General features: G+C 34.3%; 16 protein-coding genes and 1 pseudogene. 10 read left to right on the forward strand and 7 right to left on the reverse strand.

Annotated elements, in window-relative coordinates; translation table 11 throughout:
- Nucleotides 1-198 precede the first annotated feature (198 nt).
- Entirely contained in the window at nucleotides 199-1,386 is a 1,188-nt protein-coding gene (locus DMB95_RS00665; protein ID WP_142930481.1) for a hypothetical protein, read from the reverse strand.
- 155 nt (nucleotides 1,387-1,541) lie between these two features.
- On the opposite strand from DMB95_RS00665, the gene htpG reads away from it, so the two are divergent.
- The 5 genes from htpG (at nucleotide 1,542) to DMB95_RS00690 (ending at nucleotide 7,365) form a co-directional block, all read left to right on the forward strand.
- Complete coding sequence (htpG, locus tag DMB95_RS00670; RefSeq protein WP_142930482.1) at nucleotides 1,542-3,389, forward strand: molecular chaperone HtpG; 1,848 nt, start codon at nucleotides 1,542-1,544, stop codon at nucleotides 3,387-3,389.
- On the forward strand, nucleotides 3,386-3,736 hold the full coding sequence (locus tag DMB95_RS00675) for a rhodanese-like domain-containing protein (protein ID WP_137632782.1): 351 nt from the start codon (nucleotides 3,386-3,388) through the stop codon (nucleotides 3,734-3,736). The genes htpG and DMB95_RS00675 overlap by 4 nt, the downstream gene beginning before the upstream one ends.
- Nucleotides 3,733-4,179, forward strand: a complete 447-nt coding sequence (locus DMB95_RS00680) for a hypothetical protein (protein WP_142930483.1) — start codon at nucleotides 3,733-3,735, stop codon at nucleotides 4,177-4,179. Before DMB95_RS00675 ends, DMB95_RS00680 begins: the two co-directional genes overlap by 4 nt.
- Nucleotides 4,180-4,370: 191 nt before the next feature.
- Nucleotides 4,371-5,396, forward strand: coding sequence for a cytochrome-c peroxidase (locus tag DMB95_RS00685; RefSeq protein WP_142930484.1), 1,026 nt, complete (start codon nucleotides 4,371-4,373; stop codon nucleotides 5,394-5,396).
- Nucleotides 5,397-5,643: 247 nt separating this feature from the next.
- The gene (locus DMB95_RS00690; protein WP_142930603.1) at nucleotides 5,644-7,365 is read left to right on the forward strand and encodes a Na/Pi cotransporter family protein; all 1,722 of its coding nucleotides are present in this window, start codon (nucleotides 5,644-5,646) and stop codon (nucleotides 7,363-7,365) included.
- A gap of 113 nt (nucleotides 7,366-7,478) precedes the next feature.
- On the opposite strand, the gene DMB95_RS00695 is transcribed toward DMB95_RS00690, so the two are convergent.
- Both DMB95_RS00695 and DMB95_RS00700 read right to left on the reverse strand, forming a co-directional pair.
- Nucleotides 7,479-9,086, reverse strand: a complete 1,608-nt coding sequence (locus DMB95_RS00695) for a TonB-dependent receptor domain-containing protein (RefSeq protein WP_142930485.1) — start codon at nucleotides 9,084-9,086, stop codon at nucleotides 7,479-7,481.
- Nucleotides 9,061-9,540, reverse strand: coding sequence for a TonB-dependent receptor (locus DMB95_RS00700; protein ID WP_185906671.1), 480 nt, complete (start codon nucleotides 9,538-9,540; stop codon nucleotides 9,061-9,063). Before DMB95_RS00700 ends, DMB95_RS00695 begins: the two co-directional genes overlap by 26 nt.
- 321 nt (nucleotides 9,541-9,861) lie before the next feature.
- Here DMB95_RS00700 and DMB95_RS00705 point away from each other — a divergent pair, with 321 nt between their 5' ends.
- Nucleotides 9,862-10,320, forward strand: coding sequence for a hypothetical protein (locus DMB95_RS00705; RefSeq protein ID WP_142930487.1), 459 nt, complete (start codon nucleotides 9,862-9,864; stop codon nucleotides 10,318-10,320).
- 287 nt (nucleotides 10,321-10,607) lie between these two features.
- On the opposite strand, the gene DMB95_RS00710 is transcribed toward DMB95_RS00705, so the two are convergent.
- From DMB95_RS00710 to DMB95_RS00725, 4 genes and pseudogenes are all read right to left on the reverse strand, one after another.
- Complete coding sequence (locus DMB95_RS00710; RefSeq protein ID WP_142930488.1) at nucleotides 10,608-11,801, reverse strand: amidohydrolase family protein; 1,194 nt, start codon at nucleotides 11,799-11,801, stop codon at nucleotides 10,608-10,610.
- Between the two features lie 119 nt (nucleotides 11,802-11,920).
- A pseudogene (locus tag DMB95_RS09840) lies at nucleotides 11,921-12,574 on the reverse strand (methyl-accepting chemotaxis protein); the annotation flags it as partial.
- Between the two features lie 729 nt (nucleotides 12,575-13,303).
- Entirely contained in the window at nucleotides 13,304-13,801 is a 498-nt protein-coding gene (locus DMB95_RS00720; RefSeq protein WP_137632776.1) for a PAS domain-containing protein, read from the reverse strand.
- 136 nt (nucleotides 13,802-13,937) lie between these two features.
- Nucleotides 13,938-14,495, reverse strand: coding sequence for a class I SAM-dependent methyltransferase (locus DMB95_RS00725; protein WP_142930490.1), 558 nt, complete (start codon nucleotides 14,493-14,495; stop codon nucleotides 13,938-13,940).
- 151 nt (nucleotides 14,496-14,646) lie between these two features.
- Between DMB95_RS00725 and DMB95_RS00730 the strand changes: the two genes are divergently transcribed.
- The 4 genes from DMB95_RS00730 to DMB95_RS00745 all read left to right on the forward strand — a co-directional run bounded on the left by DMB95_RS00730 (nucleotide 14,647) and on the right by DMB95_RS00745 (nucleotide 20,080).
- On the forward strand, nucleotides 14,647-16,071 hold the full coding sequence (locus DMB95_RS00730; RefSeq protein ID WP_142930491.1) for a hypothetical protein: 1,425 nt from the start codon (nucleotides 14,647-14,649) through the stop codon (nucleotides 16,069-16,071).
- A 241-nt stretch (nucleotides 16,072-16,312) separates the two neighbouring features.
- Nucleotides 16,313-17,563 carry a phosphoribosylamine--glycine ligase gene (gene purD / locus DMB95_RS00735; protein ID WP_142930492.1) on the forward strand — a complete coding sequence of 417 codons (1,251 nt, stop codon included), beginning with the start codon at nucleotides 16,313-16,315 and terminating at the stop codon, nucleotides 17,561-17,563.
- Entirely contained in the window at nucleotides 17,560-18,012 is a 453-nt protein-coding gene (locus tag DMB95_RS00740) for an RDD family protein (RefSeq protein ID WP_137632772.1), read from the forward strand. Before purD ends, DMB95_RS00740 begins: the two co-directional genes overlap by 4 nt.
- Complete coding sequence (locus tag DMB95_RS00745; protein ID WP_142930493.1) at nucleotides 18,005-20,080, forward strand: LPS-assembly protein LptD; 2,076 nt, start codon at nucleotides 18,005-18,007, stop codon at nucleotides 20,078-20,080. Before DMB95_RS00740 ends, DMB95_RS00745 begins: the two co-directional genes overlap by 8 nt.
- Nucleotides 20,081-20,164: the final 84 nt, after the last annotated feature.

Raw genomic sequence — 20,164 nt, forward strand, 5'->3', positions numbered from 1 at the left:
AAAACGAGTAATAAAAAGAAATGAAGAAATGATAAAAATAAGGAAAAGTGCAAAAAAAATAAGATAAAGAAAAAACTAAATGCCCCCCCCCCTTAGACTAAAATTCATAAAAACTCCTAATTTATAGATATTTTAAAAAGCTGAATTTAAACATAAATTTTCTTATATAAAGCTTAAATCTCCTAAAACCCCACAAACCTAAACAATCATATCAACCTTTTTAAGCCCCATGATAGCATTGACATCATCAAGACTTGTTGAGTTTGTTTGTATCATCGTAGTGTTAAGTTCTTTGACTATGGTGCTTAGTTTTTCATAATCAAGCTTTGAAGCCTCGTTTGCTGAAAGTCCTAAAAATTTAGCAGATTTAAGCTTAAAACTTTGCACGAAATTTTCATAAAAAGACTTGAATTTACCCTCGTTAAACTCAAGATAAGTTGTGCCGTCCTCAGCCTTTCTCTCATCAAAAAGTTCTTGTGCTAAATTCATCTTCAAAAGGCTTTTCTCGGCTTCTTCTAATTCATCATATTTCACGCCTTTATCAAGCTTATCAAGCACATCTTTTATCTTTAAATCCAAAGTCTCAGTTCCGCCTGAAAAAAGCTTGATGATCTGCCTTAAGCTCACGAAAAGCTCATCTTCACTCTCGATCGTTTCATCGCCAAATTCAGCCTCAATCGCCCCACTTTCCTCATAAGTGATCTTGCCATCAAAATTTTTATCATTTTTTAAACTTCTATCAAGCTCAAGTCCTATAGTTTTAGAGCCGTATTCGCCGGTGTGAGTTGTGTTTTTAAAAGATTGCACATCCTCAAGAGCTAGGCTCATATAAGATTTGACTTCAAAGCTATTTAAAAACTCTTCTCCAAAGGCGTTTTTAAAGCCATTTAAAGTAAAACCACCCCTTGTATTTTCAAGCTCTGCTGTGCTAAAATAGCCATCTTTGTCCTTATCAGCAGCTAAATAACCCCTTGCATAAGCGATATCCGCATACCAACCAGCGATGAAATTTTCAGCCTTTCCGCTTAAGATATAAGAGCCATCATTTCTTCTTGTGAGTTCTTTTTGATCAAATTCTTGCCCCAGCCTTGAAAGACTTTCAGTGCTTAAAGCACTTCTTGTCAGCTTTTGAGTAATGGGATCGCGAAAATATATCGTTGTCATACCTCGCTCAGCGTCAAGAACTTTTTTATCAACTTTTTGCGTAAAAACCTTTTCATAGGCTTTTTTCTCTTCTATGCTTGCTTCATTTGTGGCATTTTTTGGTGTGCTTGAGTTTGCTTTGAAGCTGTCATTGAGTATATTTGGCTTTAAATTTAAGCTAAAATCAAAACTCTTATACACCAAAGAATTTCTTAAACTTGCATTAAGCCTTGAAAAATCCATATCCTTTGCCTTGTCTTAAATTTCCTAGCAAATAAATCGGCAAAAAACATTTTTCTTTTAGCTTTTTAGGAAAAAGAGCAAAAAACTGCGTTAGCAAAATATTTAAATTTTTATTATACAATCAGCCTTTAAATTCAGCAAAACAAGGAGAAAAAATGCAGTTTCAAACTGAAGTCAATCAGCTTTTACAGCTTATGATTCACTCTTTATATTCAAACAAAGAAATTTTTTTAAGAGAACTTGTATCAAATGCAAGCGATGCCCTTGATAAACTTACTTATCTCAGTGTGAGTGATGACAAATACAAAAGCTTAAAATTCACACCCCGCATAGACATCAAATTTAACAGCGAGGCAAAAACCCTAAGCATAAGCGACAATGGCATAGGTATGGATAAGGACGATCTTATCAATCATCTTGGCACCATAGCAAAAAGCGGCACCAAAAGCTTTTTAGCGAATTTAAGCGGGGACGCTAAAAAAGACAGCCAACTCATAGGACAATTTGGCGTTGGCTTTTATTCAGCCTTTATGGTGGCAAGCAAAATCGAAGTTTTAAGCAAAAAAGCCCTTGATGATAAAGCTTATCTTTGGACAGGCACAGCTGAGGGCTATGAGATAGAAGAAGCAAAAAAAGAAGAACAAGGCACAGCCATCACGCTTTTTTTAAATGATGATGAGTTTTTAAACCCTTACCGCATAGAAACTATCATCGCAAAATACTCAAACCACATTCAATTTCCAATTTTTATGGAAAAAGAAGAATTTATCCCACTTACCGAAGAAGAACAAAAGCAAGATCCACGCCCAGAGCCTAAAAAAGAGCTAAAAATAGTGCAAATTAACACCGCAAATGCTCTTTGGAGACAAAATAAAGCAAATTTAAAAGCTGAAGATTATGAGAAATTTTACGAACAAACCTTTCATGATAGTCAAAAACCACTGCTTTATATCCACACCAAAAGCGAAGGTAAATTTGAATATAATACCCTTTTTTACATACCAAGCACAGCTCCTTTTGATCTTTACAGAGTAGATTATCAAAGTGGGCTTAAGCTTTATGTTAAACGCGTGTTTATCAGTGATGATGATAAAGAACTAATGCCTAGTTACTTGCGTTTTGTGCGTGGGATTATTGATGTTGAGGACTTACCGCTTAATGTAAGTAGGGAAATTTTACAAGAAAATGTCATCTTAAAAGCCGTGCAAGAAGCAAGCGTAAAGAAAATTTTAAGCGAGCTAGCCAAGCTTAAAACAAAAGATGAAGCAAAATACAAAGAATTTTTTACTACCTTTGGTAAAGTGCTTAAAGAAGGGCTTTACGGCTTTGGTAATGATAAAGAAAATTTAATCAAACTTATGCTCTTTAAAAGCACAAAAGCTGAGGGGCTAACTAGTCTTGAAGCTTACAAAAGTCGCTTAAAAGAGGATCAAAAAGAAATTTTTTATATTTGTGGGACAAATGAAAGTTTGCTTAAAAGCTCGCCTTTGCTTGAAAGCTATAAAAGCAAAGATATAGAAGTGCTTTTACTTGATGATGAGATCGATACTATCATCGCACCAAGCTTGCCTGAGTTTGAGGGGCTTAAATTTGTAGCGATTAACCAGCAAGCTGATGAAACCCCACTTGATGAAAAAACTCAAGAAGAGTTTGCACCTATCTTAGCGCAATTTAAAGAACTTTTAAAAGATGAAGTTGATGATGTGCGCGCTACTTCAAGGCTAAGTGAAAGCCCAAGTTGTATAGTGTATGATAAAAACAAGCCAGATTTTGCTATGCAACAACTCTTAAAACAAATGGGACAAGAACAGCACATCAAGCCTATCTTAGAACTTAACCCAAAACACCCTATCTTTGAAAAGCTTAAAAATAACCCAACTTATGCTCCTGACATAGCTGAAATTCTTCTAACTATGGCAAAACTAAGCGAGGGTATGGGGATAGAAAACCCAGCCCAGTTTAACCAAAGCTTAAGTAAAATCGTTTTGAAAGCCTTGCAATGATTCAAAGCGTAATGATTAGCGAGGAAATTTTAAAGGATTATCAGATCTTTGATATACGCAATAAAAGCGAATGGAGAGAAAGCGGAGTGATAGAAGGAGCCGTGCTTTTAAGCTTTAACCTAAGCAATGGCTCGCCAAATCCAGATTTTATCAAAGAATTTCAAAGACTAAGAGATGAAAGTAAAACTCAAGCCCTTGTGTGTGCAAGTGGCTTTCGCTCCGCTGCTGCAGCAAATTTAATCAAAGCAAAACTTGGTATAGACACAATCAATCTTAAAGGCGGAATGCACGCCTTGCTTGATGAGGGCTATAAAAGTGTGCCTTATAGAGGGCAGGATTTAGTATGAGCGTGGGTATTTATATACTTATCGCTGCTGTGGCGTTTTTGATGCTTTATTTTGCTATCAAAAAGCTTACTTTGCAAATCGATGAAAAAACCCTTTTAGAGCCTATAAAAACGAGCTTATATCCTGAATTTTGCGATTTTATCGATGAGAAAATAGGCGAGCTTAAAAGCCAAATAGAAGCTGATTTAAGCTTGCTTAAAGATGAAAACTTAAGAGCTGAATTTTTAGAAAAACTTGGTGATTTAAGCAGAAAACTCACCTTTATACAAACGATGAATTTAAGCAAAAAAAATGATGAAGTGTGGCAAAATGAGCTTTTTGAGTTTTTAAAAACACTTGAAAGTGTGATAGAAACATATCTTAAAGAGGGCGAAGCAAAGGCTGATGAGCTAAGAATAACGCTTATGGATAAATTTAAAAGTCTGCAAGAAAAGCAAGCTTAAATTCATCTTTTTTTTAATCTTTATCAATTCATTTTACTCAAAACTTAGCTTTGATTTTGCGCCTTAATTTTTCATTTTATCAAAAAATGTTCCTTTATGAAAAGATATTTTATCTTTATTGATAAATTTTATTTCTTTTTAAACTTTATCAACCTATAATATATTTACTTTTTATTTAAAAGGAGTTTAAAATGAAAAAGAGTATTTCTCTCTTGTCTGCATTGATACTCAGCTCAAGCTTGAGTGCAGCATCTTTAGTTGAGGAAGCCAAAAGCTTCAATCTCTTACCCCTACCGCAAAATCAAGCCGAAGTTGATCTTGTGCTTAAAGAAAACGGCTTAGAAGCAAGTAAATTTAGCGTAGAAAAAGCCGATCTTGGCAAAAAGTTGTATTTTGAGCCTAGACTTTCAAAAAGCGGTATCATTTCTTGCAATACCTGTCATAACTTAGGCTTAGGTGGAACAGACGGCGTTTCAGCAGCTGTTGGGCATAAATGGGCGAGCAACCCTCATCACCTTAACTCTCCAACGGTGTATAATTCAGTGCTTAACACAACACAATTTTGGGACGGAAGAGCTAAAACTCTAGCCGATCAAGCCAAAGGACCTATCGAGGCTGAACCTGAAATGGCAACTCCAGCTAAACTTGCTGTAGAAAAAATTTCATCTTTGCCTGAATATGTAAGCGAATTTAAAAAGATTTACGGCAGAAGTGGCGTTAATTTTGATAATATCGCTGATGCGATAGCTAATTTTGAGCGAACCCTCATCACTCCATCTCGTTATGATAAGTTCTTAAGAGGCGATGAAAAGGCTTTGACTAAGGAAGAGCAAGCTGGACTTAAACTTTTTATCGATAAAGGCTGCGTAAGCTGTCATAATGGTATAAATTTGGGCGGCTCTATGCAAGCATTTGAAGTAGCTAGTCAGTATAAATTCGCAAATCTTGGGGATTTTAAAGGCGATGAAAACGGACTTGTAAAAACTCCAACTTTAAGAAATATCGCCCAGACAGCTCCGTATTTTCACAATGGAGCCATTTGGTCTTTGCAAGAAGCGATCAAAGAAATGGGTAGCGTGCAACTTGGCATAGCCATTAGCAACAAAGAAGCTAAAAGTATAGAAAAATTCCTCCATGCTTTAAGCGGAGAAAAACCACAAATTTCTTATCCTCAGCTTCCAGCATCAACTGATAAAACACCAAAACCTCAGCTTTAAAAAGCAAAAAACTTTTGTCATTTAACCAAATGACAAAAGTTTGTAAATATTTATAAAACAAGTTAAAAATTTGTTATAATTCGCAAGCAAAAATATAAATTTTTCTACAATTACATAAAATATTTTACTTTTAAATTTGATTGAAAAATAAAATATATTTTGATTTAAATTCATCTTCTATAAGGAGTTTGCATTGCTTAAAAAGCTTGATTTAAATGAGTATAAAAAGATCATTACTTTAATTTTTATGGTGATTTTAGCCTATATTTTGGTGGTATTTTCTCAACTTGCAACGATTTTGGCTGGGGTGGCGATCTTACTCATCGGTATGATGAATTTAAGCACTGGTTTTAAGGCTTTTGGTGGTGGTTTTCTTGAAAAAATTCTTGCTAAATTTACAGATACTAAGCTTAAAAGCACTTCTTTTGGGGCTATTAGCACGCTTATTATGCAGTCTTCTTCTTTGGTTTCTGTCATTACTATCTCTTTTCTTTCAGCTGGACTTATCACACTTGTGCAAGGCATTGGCATTATATTTGGTGCAAATTTAGGCAACACAGCAAGTTCATGGATCATCGTGGGCTTAACTAGCACTAAAATTTCTACACTTGCTGTGCCTTTGATCGTGATTGGGGTTTTGCTGTATTTTCAACAAGATAGCTTGTTTAAGGGCTTGGGTTCGATTTTTATTGGTATTGGTTTTTTCTTTTTGGGTGTGGATTATATCAAAAATGGCTTTGAAAATGTGAAAGAAATTTTAAATTTAGCTCGTTTTAATTTTGAAGGCTTTAAAGGCATTCTCATTTTTGCAGCACTTGGAGCCTTGCTTACTGGCGTGATACAATCAAGCACAGCAACAATAGCTCTTATCATCTCAGCCCTACTTTCAGAGCAAATCAGCTACGAAAACGCCCTAGCAGCCACACTTGGCACAAGTGTAGGTGGCGTCGTTACCGCACTCTTAGCCTCGCTTGGCACAAATATAGAAGGCAAAAAACTTGCTTTTGCAAACTGCATTTTTAACTTTGCTATCGCTATCATCGTGCTGGCGGTTTTTCCGTATTTTGTGCGTTTGGTTGATCTTATCGCTAGCTTACTTCATATCTCACAAGACAATCTTACGCTTAAAACAGCTTTATTTCATACCTTGTTTAACCTCATCGCGATCATCATCTTTACGCCTTATAGTGAAAAAATCGTCCGCTATCTTAACAAAAAAATCAAAGCACCAAAAGACAAAAACAAAGACAAGCCACTTTATCTTGATGAAAATTTGATTAAGTATAGCGACACAGCCATTGCTGCCCTTGAAAAAGAAAGTATGCATTTGTATGAAAACACCTCAACAATCATCATCTATACCATAGGCTTAAGTCGTGGCGATATAGGAGGCACAAAGAGTTTTGATGAGATTATCAAGGCTAAAAAATGGGTGAATAAAAATGTGGATTTGGATTATTTATACAAAAGCAAGATTAAGGTGCTTTTTGAAGCCATTATCGACTTTTCAACAAAAGTGCAACTTTATGTTGATGATGAAGCCAAAAATAATAGAATTTTCCAGCTCAAACTCGCCGCTAAACACCTCAGTGAAGCAAGTAAAAATCTTAAAATCATTCAAGGCAATATGAAAAAATACGCTAATTCAAACAACCCTGATCTAGCTTCGCAGTATCATTTTATGAGGATTAACCTAGGCGAGCTTTTAAGAAGTATTGAAGAGTTAAGAAAAGTCGATGAAGAAAAGGCGTATTTGATCGTTAAAAACTTTGAAAAAGCCAAAATTATGCTTAAAGAAGTGGATAATGAGTCTTTAAAACAGATCGAAAATCTCATCTCAAAAGGCAAAATTAGCACCGCAGAAGGCATTTCTATACTCAATGATACAGCCTTTAGCGCACAAATAGCCCAAGAGATCATCGAAGCTATAGAAATCATCTTTACCAAAGATGAGTGGGAGAAAAAATAAAAAAATGACAAAGCTTAAGCACAAAAGCGATAAAAATTTAAAAAATTTGAAAGCAAGCTTATAAAAACTTGCTTTCATTCAAAATTTATGAAAGAGATGAAGTTATGCAGGGCTTAGAATTTGTATTTAAACTCTACATAATAATTTCTGCCATCAGCTGGCAAGACTGAAGTTGTAGTAACACCTTGCATGGTGCTTGTACTTTGTGAAAGATAGTATTTATAATCAAAGAGATTTTTCACACCTGCAAAAACGCTAAGCTTCTCATAAGTATAAGTTGCTCCTATATCAGTAACAAAATGTTCTTTGATCCAGTATTGATTATTTTGATCCTCTCTTGCTTTTGAAGCATAGATCAAGTCAGCAAACACTCTTAAATCACTAATGATCTCATAATCAGCTCCAACACTTACCTTATAAGCTGAAACAAAAGGAATTCTTTTCTTGTCTAAATCCCCTCCTGAAATACGCGCATCAACATAAGAGAAATTCTCATAAAAACTAAAGCCGTCAAAGTCTTGTCTAGCGTTGATATCTACACCATAGCGGATTGTTTTGTCAAGATTGTAAAAACCAAAGCCATTTTGAGATAAGTGGAAATTTGAACCGCTTGATCTTGAGGTGATCTCATCTTTGCTTTGAGTATAATAAAGTGCGATATCAAGCCCATAAAAACCAAAAAGATAATCGCTCATTCCAAGTTCATAAGTATCATAAGTTTCTGATTTTAAATTATCATTCATTGAATATTGCGTTGTTGCAGTACCCCCTACCATTACCCTTCTACTTTGTCTAAACTGATAAGGTGTTGGTGAGATATAGCCTCGTTCATATTTAGCATAAAAACGTCCAGTGTCAGAGTAAGCAAAACTTGGAGTAAGCTCTAAAGCAAAGTTGTTGCTATTTGTATCAAAAACACTTCTATAAGTTTGCACGCCTGTAGTTGAGCTTGCACCTCTACTTGATTGATCGTATTTTGCATACTCATATCTTGCCCCACCACTTAATACAAAAAAATCATTAAACTGATGTGAGTCAAGAGCAAAGATAGAATGTGTATCCTTTCTATCATCAGCCCAAATATTTGAAAAGCTATTACTAAAGGTAACTGATTTGTGTCGCTCAAAGTTATATCCAAAGACAAAATATGAATTTTGCATATAATCAATCTTTGATTTAAGGCTTATGCCTTGCACGCTATCTTCAAAATTTCCACTACTAAAAAGACCGGTATCACCTTCTGCGATATCAACTTGTTGTTTTTGCCAAAACGCTTGTGCGTTAATATCCCATATATCACTTAGACTAACTTTATATTCAGTATTAAACTCTGGGCGAGTAATGTTATAAGAGTTGTTTGTGCTTCCTCTTTGCTTAGGATTGTCTTCAGCTTGAGCCTTTGTGATTGCGGATGTATTTTTTGTGCTATCCTTAAAATACCCAAAACCAAAATTCAAGCTTTGTCTATCATCTATATCAACATAAAGCTTTGTTTTTGCATAAAAGCCATTATCTTTATCGCCATCTCTATAACCTTCTCCGCCAAAGCCACTGATATTGGCTGAAAAAGCTAAATTTTGACTGATTTGATTTGAAAAGTTTAGATTAAGATGAGAAGAAGCATTACCGCTATCAAAAATTTGTTCTTTAAAACTTATAGAAGCTTGAGGGGTTTTGTTTTTCTTAGTAATGATGTTAATTGCCCCCCCCCCTCGTGCCATTTCCGTAAAGCACAGCTCCACCACCGGGGATAATCTCAATACGTTCTATATCTTCAATCGCTACGCTATCAAGCGGACTTATCGCTACGCCAGCTGCATGTAGCTTTTCTTGATCAAGCACATTCAGTGTTACACCATCTATCATCACCTTAACAGCAGCATTAGCTCTATTACCTTGCCCCCTCATATCCACATTGGTGCTTTTATTGGTAAAATTTCCAGTTCTATTAAACTGCACGCCAGCTTGACGACTCAAAGCCTCTTCAACAGAGGTATAGCCTTTATCCTCAAGATCTTTACCTGAAATAACGATAACATTTCTTAAATTACTATCAGCATCTTGTTCAAAACCAGTCGCAGAAATGACAACATTATCTGTCTTTAAAGCCGTTTCTGCTAAAGCTAAATGAGCTAAAAGTATAGAAGAATACGCTAAGGTTTTTGATATTTTCATATTTTTCCTTAAAAAATAAAATCTCAAAATTATGTTATAGCTGATAATAACTAATATCATAATATTGACGAAAAATTATAAAAATAAAAGGATTAAAAGTAACTTAAACTTGAAAAGAAAATTTAATTTTAATATAAAAATTTAACAAGCTAAAACAAAACGCATTTTCACAAATCCTAAAAAAGTGTTTATTTTAAAGCAAGATTAAGAAAGCTTTAAATGTAGCTTGCTAGAATTTAGCACAAAATATAAAAAATCAAGCAAAAATATCTTAAGATATGATAATCTTATCAAACTAGCCAAAGAAAAAGGAGTGTTTGTATGCAAACAGCGGTTTTAAATACGCAAGATGATTTTCTTGACATTAAAGCTGTGCTTAATTTTTTACAAAAATGCACGATAGAGCTAATAACAAAACTCAAAGAGCAACTCAAAACAAAACAATACAATACACTTTGCATTAAACTTGACTATGAAATGCAAAATCTTGCTGATGTGCTTTGTGAGATTGATACTCCAATCATTGAAAAGGAGCTTAGGGATTGTCTTGTTTTTTTCAAAAAAGAACTTGAAAAATTCAATCTTTCTATGTTAAAACAAATAAAAAAGACAGACAATAAAAGCAAAAAATACGATGAAAAGCTATTTTACAGCTCTTTGGCTTTACTTGAAATTCTTAATTTTTCGCTTAATGATGAGCTTATGCGTTTTAGTGGTGGCTATCAAAAACAAAAAGATTTAAGTAAATTTGGAAAACAAATCCACAATGCAAAATACTAACACCATTCTTAAGCTTTTTGAAAATATACGAAAACATTGTCTTAGCAAAAAGCCATAGGAGCTTTTATGCCAGGGGGTTTTGTATCAATGGGACTATATCGAAGAAAGCCTTAAAAAGCTAAAAAAGCCTTGCAGTATCTATGAATTTTTAGAGTTGTGTTTTCTTCCGTGCAAGATAAGCAAAGCAGAAATCAAAAAGATATGCGATCATCTAAGTGAATACAAAAATATCAAAAATGCGTTAAATCTTTGTTGCAATCATATCATATAAAACAAATTTAAGCCTTTTAATTATCCGCCTTAAAAAGCACTTTGCCTTTGATGATATGGGCTTTAAGTTCGCCAAATAGCTTATCATTTGCATATAAGCTTGTTTTTACAGGATAAAAGCTCGTTTTTTCATCAAAAAGCACGAGATTAGCAAGCTTTCCAACGGCTATTTTACCGCTGTTTAAGCCTAAAAACTGGGCTTGGTTAAAGCTTGTATAATCACAAAGTTCTTCCCAGCTCATAAAGCCTTCTTTGACTAAAAAAGTATAGCAAAGGCTTATGTATTCGCAGATTGAATGAATTCCAAAGTCAGCTTCATTAAAGGCTAAGTCTTTAAAAGTGATTGATTTTGGGCTATGATCTGCACTTAAAAAGCTGATTTTACCAGCTTTTAAGGCTTGTTTTAACGCGCAAGCATTTTCTTTGCTTCTTAAAGGTGGCATAAGTTTAGCAAAACTGTTAAAGCCCTTGCACGCTTCATCGCTTTTAAGCAGATGATGAATGCTAACTTGTGTCTTATCTTTTGCGTCTAATAAACGCAAAGATGAAGCAAGGCTAAGCTTATCATACACAAGCTCAACGCCATAAAACTCAGCAATTTGCTTCATTTTTGCTACCTCGCTAAGCTCTCCTACTTCACTAATGCCAACAAGTCCTAATTCAAAGCTTGTAGGGCTATCATTCATCACGCCATTATCATCAAAATGTGCTTCAAAACAAAAGCTAAAGATAGGAATTTTTTTCATCAAAGCATATTGCATACTCATTCTTAAAGAATTCGCATCAAGCGAGCTTTGAAGCTCCAAAGCCTTTGCTCCTTTGTTGATTAAAGTGGCTAAATTTTTAATCTTTTTTTCATCATCAAGCACATTTATGCTTGGGAAAATTTCTATAAGATTGTGCTTTAAGGCTTGTAAAAACAAAGCAAAGCTTTGGGTATCAAAGTTCATCTTATCTCGAAGCATGATAGATGATATGCCAGATTTTAAGCATTCGTTTTGCAAAAGCTCTAAATTTTCAAGACTGAAGGTATCATTTTTAAGATTGACATCAAGATCGATAAAAGAAGGAAGCAAGCTTAAATCATTTGCATAAAGCACTTCTTCATCATTTTTGGGGCTTAGATTTGGTGCGATTTGTGCGATTGTCTCGCCTTCAATCCTTACATCAGCTTGCTCTTGTCCGTAAATTTTAGCATTTTTAATGAGCATGGCAGTCATTCCTTCGCAGTTTTGATTAAAAAATATTGTAGCATAAGTGCGTATCAATTTGTATTATTTTTAGCCCTAAGCTTTGGTATTTTTTATATCAAGTAAAAACTTTAAGGCATTTAAACTAATTTTTGCAAAAATGCCCTACTTTGGGATTCAATTTGCTTAATATCATCGATGATTGCGTCATGAGTTTGCTTATCAATCATCGTTTGTTCGCAAAGTTTAAGTGAGCTTTGCACTTTTTCTTCGATGAGTTTTTTGCTCTTTTCAAGCTCTTGTGCTGAGATAAATTTTGAGATGACAGCTTTAATCTGCTCATTATGTGCATATAAATTTGAGATTGGATCTTGATTGTTGATATGATCTTTAGCCTGATTTAAACTCAAATACACGCTTGATTTGTAAAGTATATGCTCGATCTTAACAGCACTTTGCACCAAATTTTGAGCAAAATGTTGAAATTCTTGATTAAGATTTAAACTATTGGTTTTTAGCTCTTCAAAAGCCGAGCTAAAGCGAGAAATTTTTTCTTCAGAATCACGAGCTATAGAAAACACCTTTTGCGTGCCTTGCTCGACATCATCAAAGTTTTGCTGCATAGCTGCGATAGCTGCGCTGATCTCAGTGGTTGATTTTTGCGTTCTTTCGGCTAAATTTCGCACCTCATCAGCCACTACCGCAAAGCCTCTACCATGCTCGCCAGCACGCGCTGCTTCAATGGCTGCGTTTAGCGCTAAAAGATTGGTTTGCTCGGCTATATCTTTAATCACCTCAACGATCATTGAAATGCTTTTAGAACTTTGGGCAAACTCTTGCACGCTTTCTTGGCTTGAACTTGCCACTTCGCTTAAAAGATGAATGAAGCTTTGCAAAGCATCAACTTCATCTGCGCTCGTTTTTGAGATATCTAAAATCGAGCTAATATTTTCGCTCACTACTCGCATAGAGTTTATATCATCATTAAGCGAAGATGAAATTTGAGCTAAATCTGTGTTTTGATTGCTTAAACTAAGATCAAGCAAGGTTTTAGAAAGGGCATTTTTAAAAAAGGTTTTAGCTGTTTTTTCTATATCGCTTAAGGCTTCATTTGTAAAGTCTATGTTTCGCACAAAAATACCTTTTAAGCCCTTTCTCAAAGCTTTTCGGTAGAACTCGTGTTTTGAAGAGCAAGTGATAGAAGTGTTAATCTCCCTTAAATATGCTTCTAAGCCGTCTATGGTATTGTTTAAATTATCGCAAAACTCGATCAGCTTTTTATTTGCAGAGTCTAAATATACTATTCTTCCGTCAAAATTGCCATTTTTAAGCTCTCTTGAAAGCTCTAAAAGCTTAGTGATAAGCTTTTCATCTTTTTGATATGAAAATAAAGCCAAAATACAAAGCAAAACTCCAATACAAAGCAAGCCAGCAAATACAAAATACTGCATAATCAAAGCAAGCACAAAGCAAGCAGCGAAAAAAATAAGTTGTGCGTATATAATCTTTTTCATCATCTTGCCTTAAATTTCATTTCTTTGTAGTCTAAAAATCAGCTCATTATAACTCATATTATAGCCTTTGATTATATCTTCAAGCTCTTTTACACCAGCTTCTAAGCCGTGTTTTTCTTCATAATCTTTTACTTTTTTATACACATCACTCATTAAACCAAGATATTTGCGATTTGGCGCACGTCTAACAGAATAATACCCGATAATCTCGCCTTTTTCATTATGAGAAGGTGTGATATTTGTAAAAACCCAATAAAATCCACCATTTTTACGCTTATTTTTTACAAAAGCAAAAAATTCCTTATCATCTTGTATATAATCCCAAAGCACCTTAAATGCTGCTTTTGGCATATCAGGATGACGGATAATGTTATGATTTTTATGGATAAGTTCTCTTATAGAATACCCAGAATAAAAAACAAAATCATCATTTGCGTAGGTTATATAGCCTTTTAAATCCGTTTTTGAAGTGATTAAGGTTGTGTCTTTAACTATGATTTCATCCATTATAAAACCCTATTTTTAAAATGTTTAATTAAATATTTTTTGCAAAAATGATATGTAGTATATAAAAATATATATAAAATTTATCTTTAAATACCTTCGTTTTAAAACTATTTTTCTTTAAAAGTGTTGATTTTAATCATTTTTTACAATAATACACAAAAGCTGGCGGGATATTTTGCCACACAATCTTAGAAATTTTTACTTCTTTAAACAAAGAAAAAAGTTGCTTTTTAAAACGTCTTGCTGCAAGAGTTGGAAGTACATATGCAAAAGTAGAAAAATGCCCTCCTTCACTCAAACTTTCATAAAGCACATTTAAAAGCCTTTCTTGCTCTTTTGGCTTCAGCAAAGCCCAAGGAATGCCTGAAACTATAGTATCAAGACTTTTTATGTTTCTTTTTTGTATAAATTCTTTTAAATGATATGCTGAATTCACTTCTATATCGAGATTTTCAAAACGTTCTTGAAGTTTTTGAGCCATTTTCTGATCGATTTCTATCGCAAAAAAATTCGCCTCGTTTTTTTTCTTTTTTAAAATTTGTTTGGTAAAAGCACCTGTTCCAGCGCCTATTTCAACGATATTATCCGCTTCTTTAAGTCCTATATTTTCAGTGATAATAAAAGCAAGCTTGCCTGAACTTGAACACAAAGCTCCAACTTGCTTAGGATGTCTAACATAACGATAAATAAACATTATCTACCTTTTTAAGCTTAAAATTAAAATGCGTCGCCATTATATATAATAAAAGTGAATTAAATGTGAAAATTTAATCTGCTTATTATAAAAAATTTGTTAAGATATGCGGATTTTTTATTGGTAAAGACAAAAAACTTTAAGGAAAAATATGCATGGGAAGATAATGGTATATATGGATTCTACTGGACGTGGAACGGTGATGAATTTAGCTAAAGTTTTTTTTGACTTTAACAGACAAAATTGGCATGATAAAAAATCAATGCCAAGTGCTGGCGTTTTTGTTGAATTTAACGCCGATGGAAAAAGAATTACAAGCTTAAAGCCTTCAAAATATCAAGAATTTAAAGAAGGCGATTTTATCACAGAGCAAGATTTTTGGCGAACTGATAGCGATGATGCGCTTGAAGATGTGCAAAATTCAAGACGTAGTGCTTATATCACACAGCTTTTTAGAACGACTGATTTTGATAGCATTGATCATATCCCTTTATCTATGACTATACCCCAAGCGATTCAAAAATACTTTGAAGGCGAAATTCTCTCCGTTGAAGCCTTAAAGGTAAATATGGAAAACAACGATAAAGAAGCCCCTTGCATACTTGATTTTTTCATCATCAAACGCTTTTTAAACAAGGCTTTTGATACGCTCATTTTCATGGATAATTCTATCAATCAAACCCAATTTGCCACACTCAAAAGCATTACAATGCACCTTGAAAACTCATTCAATGATATGAGAGACAAACAAAAACTCCTTAACACAACGCGAATTTTTAATGAAATTTTTCTTTCAGTGCAATGTCATTATCAAGCTCTAGTTGCTACAATAGATACAAGAAAAAATCGCCTCACATCAAATGAACACCAGCTTCGCACCGCACAAACTGAAATGCGCTTACTCACTTCTAAGCCAAAGCCTGATCCAGACAAAATCAAAGCCAAGCAAGACAGAATGGACGAGCTCATCAAAGAAATCACTTATTTTAAAGAAACTTTAACGCGTTTGGAGGGCTTAAGAAATGATTTTTATAAAAAAAATCTTAGTCTTTTTGAAAACGCCTTTAAACTTTCAAGAGAAAAGCTTTTTCAAAAAATCATCACAGGGCTGAATTTGTGCGCAACTATCATGGATACTAAAATTTGGAGCATTGCGCTCAAATCTTCTGGAGTGAAAAACTCATATTTTTCAAGAAACAACACAGAACATTCTTTTTGCGCTTTATCCTTTGCTGAACTTTATCTAAGCCGTCTTGATAAGGCTTCTTTAAATCCAAGCGATCAAAAGCTTTATGCGTATTTGCAAAAGATCAACAAAGAGCATGGTAAAAAATTTCTTGTTGTTACAAGCGATCTTGAACTGCTTACAAAGGTCAAAATTCAAGTCTTCACGCTCAATCCTTACTTTATCGTCAAATATGCTCCAAAAAAGGTAAATTACCAATCCTTAATGCGTGATAACACCTTTGATATGGTATATATCGATGAAAAAACAGCATGGGAAAATGCAGCTGATATTATCCTTGAAGGTAAGCATTTTGATAAATACGGCAAGACTAAATTTAAGCTTATTTAATCAAGCATAAAGAAAAATTTGTTATAATTTCTTAGCCTGAATGGCTCGTATTAATGTTAAAGAGGATCCAACACATTTTTTTTACTGCGATCGTGCGAATGCTCTGTGTTCTGTGACTTCGTTTGAGTGTCTTAAAAAACGCGAGAAGCTGCAGCCTTAAGTGTTTGCCTAGTGGTTTTCTTGACTTTTTGGGGTCAGATCTTAGCAAACGACCATTTGGGTTTTATTTGGAGCGATATTTATGAAAATTTTAATCTTAGGCAGCGGGGCTAGAGAGTATTCTATCGCTTTAGCTTTAAAGCAAAGTCCCAAAAAAACTGAACTTTTTTTTGCGCCCGGTAATGCAGCGATGCAAAAACTTGGCACAAACTTAAATTTAAAAGATATAAACGTTATCGCAAGCTATGCGAAGGCAAAAGAATTTGATCTTTGTATAGTCGGTGGTGAGAGTTTTTTAGCACAAGGCGTGGTTGATCTTTTTAGACAAAATAATATCCCTATTTTTGGACCAACAAAAGCTGCGGCTATGCTTGAAATTTCAAAGTCTTTTATGAAAAGTTTTTTAAAAAAACATAAGATTAAAACAGCAAAATTTCTCAATACCAGCGATTTACAAAAAGCAAAAGCTTTTATTAAAACACTTACGCCGCCAATTGTTATCAAAGCTGATGGTTTATGTGCTGGAAAAGGCGTTATCATCGCGCAAAGCTATGAAGAAGCTTTTAAAGCAAGTGAAGATATGCTTAGTGGTAAAAGTTTTGGTGATGCGGGCAAGCTTATCGTTATCGAAGAGTTTTTAGATGGCTTTGAGCTGAGCGTATTTGCGGTGTGCGATGGCACGGATTTTGTGCTTTTGCCAGTTGCTCAAGATCACAAAAAACTCAAAGATAATGATCAAGGACCAAACACAGGAGGTATGGGAGCTTACGCACCAAGCACCTTAGCTGATGAAAATCTCTTAAGACGCATTCAAAGAGATATCATCATACCAACACTAAATGGTATGAAAGCTGATGATAATGAATTTAACGGCGTGCTTTTTGCTGGCATTATGGTTGTTAATAACAAGCCTTTTGTTTTAGAATACAATGTGCGTTTTGGTGATCCAGAATGCGAAGTGCTTATGCCTTTGCTTGATGATCCTTTAGAACTTATCTTAGCGTGCGTTGAAAAAAGGCTTAAACACACGCAGATTAAGATTAAAGATGAATTTGCTGTAGGTGTGGTGTGTGCGAGCAAAAACTATCCTTATTCAAGCTCTGAAAAAACACCTATTCATATCAAAGAAATTCCAGAAAATACCCATATTTCTTATGCTGGAGTGAGTTTAGAAAACGGACAGCTTTTTGCTGATGGAGGCAGAGTGCTTGTGTGTGTTGGGCTTGGCAAAAGCATACAAGAAGCTCGAAATAAAGCTTATGAACTTTGCGAAAATGTGGAATTTGAAGGAAAACAATACAGAAAAGACATAGCTTTTCAGGTTTTAAAATGAATAATGATATACTTGACAAGCTTGATAGGGAAGGCTTAAAAATAGCTAGCATTGGCAAAAGGGTGCTTGCCTTTTTGGTTGATGATTTTATTTTAAGCTTAATCGTTTTCTTTGTCTTTTACGAGCAACTTAGCAATGCTAAAGATAGTCTTGAGATGATGAATATGCTTGCAAATTATAGCTTTGCACTTGTATTTTTGCAATTTTGCTACCACACTCTTTTCATCTCTTTTTATGGCGCTACGCTTGGAAAAATGCTGTGTAAAATCGCTGTGGTTGATCAAGCTTTATTTGATAAGCCAAATTTAGCCCAAAGTGCTTTAAGAGCAGTAGTTAGGCAAATCAGCAGCTCAGCTTTTTTTCTTGGCTTTGCATGGGCTTTGGGAAATGATCTGAAAAAAACATGGCAAGATTATGTTGCTAAAACTTTGGTGATCGAGCTTGCGTAAAATTAGCTTTGTGCTTTTGCCTTTATGCTTTTTTTTAGAAGCAGCGCAAGTTGATTTTTATGCCAAATCCGTGCAAAAAGAAGGCGAGCTTATCAAGGCTAACGATGAAGTTTTAATCTTTTCTGATTTGTATTTTATCAAGGCTGATAAAGCTATATACAACGAAACAAGCAAAGAAGTCGAGCTTTTTGGTGACATTAGTGTTTTAAGAGGCGAAGAAGAGCGATCTACAGCGTGTTATGCAAAGCTTAATCTTGAAAACAACGAAGCTAATTTTGAAAACTTTTTTTTTGCAAATAACGATCTTGAAGTATGGTTTCAAAGCCAAAAAAGCGAACTCAATGATAAAAATTTCATAGGACAAAACTCCATCGTATCAAGCTGTAATGTCGAAAATCCGGATTGGCAGCTTAAATTTAGTGAAGGCGAGCTTAACAGAGAAAATAACTTTTTACATATTTATAATGCTAAGCTCTATGTGAAAAATGTGCCGATTTTTTATCTGCCTTATTTTGGTTTTAGCGTTGATACCTCAAGAAAAAGCGGACTTTTAATCCCAAAGATAGAGTTTAACAGAAATGATGGCTTGTTTTATGAACAGCCCATTTATCTTGTTTTTGATGAGCATTATGATATAGAATTTGATCCACAAATTAGGGCTCAAAGAGGCATTGGGGTGTATTCTACCTTGCGTTTTATGGACTCAGCTTACTCAAGTGGTGAGCTTAATGCTGGGTATTTTAGAGAAAGAAAGGATTATTTTGAAAAAGAAGGCTTAAAAAATCAAAGTCATGATGGCGTGGAGCTTAAATACCTTAGGCAAGATTTTTTAAAAAATTACTTTGCTCTTAAAGACAATTTTCAAGAAGGCTTATGGCTTGATGCGATTTATCTTAATGATGTGGATTACTTGAATTTGGGGCGTAGGGACTATAGAGATTTAACCTCGCTTGCAACTTCAAAGATGAATTATTTTTTAGCTGATGAAAATAATTATTATGCTGCTTATGCAAGGTATTATATCGATACCTCAGCCATTAGCAATGCTGCAACCTTGCAAGAATATCCTTCTTTTCAATACCACCGCTTTTTAGACGGAATTTTTGATAATATATTTCAGTATTCTTATGATGGCACTTTTAACCGCTATTATAGAAGCGAGGGCGTGTATGCAAATTTTATGAATGCAAATTTGCCACTGACTTACCACCAAGCACTTTTTGATGATTTTTTGCAGTTTAATTTCACTGAAACTTTTATCGCTTCTTTTGCAGACTATACAAGAAGAACAAGGGGCAAGGATAGAGAATACTTAATTCAAAATTATCACAACCTTGCTTTATATACTGATCTTGCAAAAGCATACAACAACTTTTACCATACTTTAAATTTAGAACTTGATTATGTTTTAAGAGGGGCAAGCACCGGAGAAATCACTCAAGATTTTTTGCGTCCCACAGACTTTGATGATGGCTTAAATCTTAAGATTAGTCAATACTTTTACAACAAAGAAGCTGAAAAAAAACTCAAACATCGCTTGAATTTCAACTATGATACCAAAACTCAAAAATTTACAGATTTTCAAAATTTAATGCAGTATTTTTTTGCTGAGAATTTTTCTGTGAGTAATGAAGCTGAATATTCTTACTCGCAAACTCGTTTTACAAAAGTTATTAGTCAAATTGATATGAATTTGCAAAAATTTAATTTTAATTTTACCCATGCTTACAAAAATGATGCGAGCGAAAACTTAACCAGCACAAAGCACAGCTTCATAGGAGCGAGGGTGGATTATTCGCCAAATATCAACTATAAACTTTTTTCAGGAGTGTGGTTTGATACACAAAGAGCACATTTAAATGCTTGGGAAGTAGGCTATACTTTTCAGCGAAAGTGCTGGAATTATTCTATAGTCTATAAAGAACGAATTGATCCACAACTTACAAGTGCTGGTATTAATGCAAAATCTAAAAATGGCGTATATTTTGTGTTTAATTTCTACCCAATAGGTGGCGTGCAGTATGACTTTTCTTTACAAGAAAATGAAAGTCAAGTCGGTAGTTTGTAGCGCGTGTTTAGACAAAGTTATCTTTTTTTGGGTATAAATTATAACGAGCGATGAAAGAAAAGCTTGTTAAGCTTTTGATGAAAA

Source organism: Campylobacter sp. MIT 12-8780, from assembly GCF_006864535.1.
Classification (GTDB): domain Bacteria; phylum Campylobacterota; class Campylobacteria; order Campylobacterales; family Campylobacteraceae; genus Campylobacter_D.